We start from the raw sequence: 2451 nt of genomic DNA on the forward strand, positions 1-2451 counted from the left end.
CGGTCGGCCGGGGCTTTCAGACCCGCTATGGATTTATCAGCTTGAACGCATGGGAGAGGGTAAAACAAAACCCTCAATATGCTGTGGATGCCACGACTGGCGTATATAGCTTTGTTGCCGGCTGGGCTTATTTATCATCATTTTTTTGTTCTAATCGTTTTCTTTCAGTATTAATCAATCTATGCAATTTTTTCTGTAGGACTTCTTTTGGTGGTAATTCTGTGATGTATTCTGCAATGCGTATTCCGGAATTTTCTATTTGTAATAATTCAATTTGTTCATTATTCCCTTCTGCGCATAGAAGTAATCCAATAGGAGAGTCCTCTCCGGGTTCTAATTCATGTTTTTGGATGTAGCGAAGGTATAATTCCATTTGACCTTTATATGCAGCTTTAAACCTTCCTAATTTTAAATCAATTGCAACCAGACGTTTTAGTTTTCTGTGATAAAATAGCAAATCCAGTTTGTAACTTTCTCCATCAATTAGCATTCTTTTTTGGCGCTCTACAAATGTAAATCCTTGTCCCAGCTCCATTAGGAATCTCTCCAGTTCTTTCAATATGGCTTCTTCAAGATTTTTTTCACTGAAATTGTCTTCTAAATCCAAGAAGTCAAGAATATAAGGGTCCCTGAACACTATATCTGGGGTTATTTTTTTGTTTTCTCTAAGTTCTTTTAATTCTTTCTTGATTTGCAGTTCAGGCTTTCTTGATATGGCTGTTCTTTCAAACAGCATTGAATCTATTTTTTCGTTAAGTACTCTTGTAGTCCAACCTTCTAATCTGCACATTTCGGCGTAGAATTCTCTACTTAATTCGTTTTCAATGTATATGAGTGTTCTAAAATGTGTCCATGTTAATTGTCTACTCAGTGCGTAGACAATTTCTTTTTCCTTAAAAGTCTCCGCAAAGCGTAGACAATGTCTCAATTGTTTTTCGCTCCAGCCTTTGCCGAATTCTTCTGTTAATCTTTTGGAAAGGGCTCGTATTATTTGTTGTCCGTAATCAGCGCGTTTATTTTCAAGAATTTCATTATTTATTCGATGACCTATATTCCAATACAATATTGTTAACGCGGAATTGGCTGTTATTGCAACAGTTTCTTTGGCTTCATTTATGAAACCTTTTATTTCCTCAATTAGGTCGTTATTTTTCAGAATTTCTTTTTCCATAAAAAACAAATATATCACAAATGTGATAATTTTTATGCGTGCTGATGATTTTAGACCGTCCCATTGCCTTGCCGGCAACGTCCCGGCTATATGCGCCTGGGCGTGGCTTTCAGATCAGCTGTGGATTTATCAGCTTGAAGGCATGGTTTTGAGAAATACAAAACCTTCAATATGCTGTGGATGCCACGGCTGGCGTATATAGCTTTGTTGGCGGTATGTTGTTTATTATCTGTCACTTACATCAAATATTTTTTTAAAGTCTTTAAGTAATTTATTTTTCAGTCTTATTGTCAAGAATATTGGAGTGAACATAAACACTAAAAAGACATTTACAATTACAAATATTTCAGATTCTATATTATTTCCTTTTGTAATCGCCAGAAAATTAAATAATAGCAGAGCGAGTACAGGAAGAACTCTAATCCACAAATATCCAAACCATATCGGTCTAATATTAAATTTAATTTCAGTTGATGTCTTGTTCTTTGATATTAGTGTTCCTTCAAATATGTAAGGAATTTGAAATAGAATCGCATTTTTAGTTAATCTGAATGCAGAGTCCGTATACTCTCCATAAAATTTCATTTTTGTTTTTCCGAAAATTGTAAATATGCCAAAAGGAGTTCCTATTATTTTTGGGTTACCAATCTTTGTGTTTTCTTCGAGTCGCTTGATGAAATCAGTTCTATTTAAATTTGAAATCATATTTCTGAGTTCTAATTAAAGAGGTTTTTAATTTCTTTTTTCAATAAATATCTAGTCATAAATATCGCTGGCACTAAAAATAATAACATAAAAAACACAGAGCCTATAGTTCCAATAGTTTCGAGTTCTCCATTCATAGTAGTTATATAAGGCATAGAGTATACTATTATCAAAACTACAGTTGATAAGGAGCTTATTAGTGTAAGATTTAACCCAACTTTTTTTATTGACTTTAAGAGCAAACCAGAACTTAGCAATAAAATTCCATTTAAAACAAAATAAACAGGGTGAACATATTGTACTTCAGAATTGAAATTTTCACTTAAACTTATTAATATCCAAGCTGGTAGATTACTTAAAATCATTAAGCCTCCTAGTACCACTAAAACTATTGCTGTAGTTTTTATTCTTTTAATTTGTTTGTTGGGCTCCATAATTATATAAAAATCAGATTGTTAATAGGTTTATTTCAATTACCGCCAACGCCCGGCTGTATGCGTCAGGCCGGGGCTTTCAACCCGTAAAGCTTGTGTCAAGCCGTGAGCGGGTAACAAGGAAAAACGAAGCTTGCAATA

3 protein-coding genes are annotated in these 2451 nt (G+C 33.9%); all 3 read right to left on the reverse strand.

What is annotated here, in order from left to right:
• Nucleotides 1–127 precede the first annotated feature (127 nt).
• The 3 genes from BY457_RS18770 to BY457_RS18780 all read right to left on the reverse strand — a co-directional run bounded on the left by BY457_RS18770 (nt 128) and on the right by BY457_RS18780 (nt 2310).
• Complete coding sequence (locus BY457_RS18770) at nt 128–1171, reverse strand: PDDEXK nuclease domain-containing protein (RefSeq protein ID WP_106154860.1); 1044 nt, start codon at nt 1169–1171, stop codon at nt 128–130.
• A gap of 225 nt (nt 1172–1396) precedes the next feature.
• Nucleotides 1397–1876 (reverse strand): hypothetical protein, encoded by a 480-nt coding sequence (locus BY457_RS18775; protein WP_106154861.1) that lies wholly within the window; start codon nt 1874–1876, stop codon nt 1397–1399.
• Nucleotides 1877–1887: 11 nt separating this feature from the next.
• Nucleotides 1888–2310 (reverse strand): hypothetical protein, encoded by a 423-nt coding sequence (locus tag BY457_RS18780; protein WP_106154862.1) that lies wholly within the window; start codon nt 2308–2310, stop codon nt 1888–1890.
• Nucleotides 2311–2451 lie beyond the last annotated feature (141 nt).

This window comes from Marinilabilia salmonicolor (assembly GCF_003003035.1).
GTDB classification, from domain to species: Bacteria; Bacteroidota; Bacteroidia; order Bacteroidales; family Marinilabiliaceae; genus Marinilabilia; species Marinilabilia salmonicolor_A.

Coding starts and splice junctions, on each gene's coding strand:
- BY457_RS18770 (WP_106154860.1), bottom strand. CDS start 1,171: ATGGAAAAAGAAATTCTGAAAAATAACGACCTAATTGAGGAAATAAAA.
- BY457_RS18775 (WP_106154861.1), bottom strand. CDS start 1,876: ATGATTTCAAATTTAAATAGAACTGATTTCATCAAGCGACTCGAAGAA.
- BY457_RS18780 (WP_106154862.1), bottom strand. CDS start 2,310: ATGGAGCCCAACAAACAAATTAAAAGAATAAAAACTACAGCAATAGTT.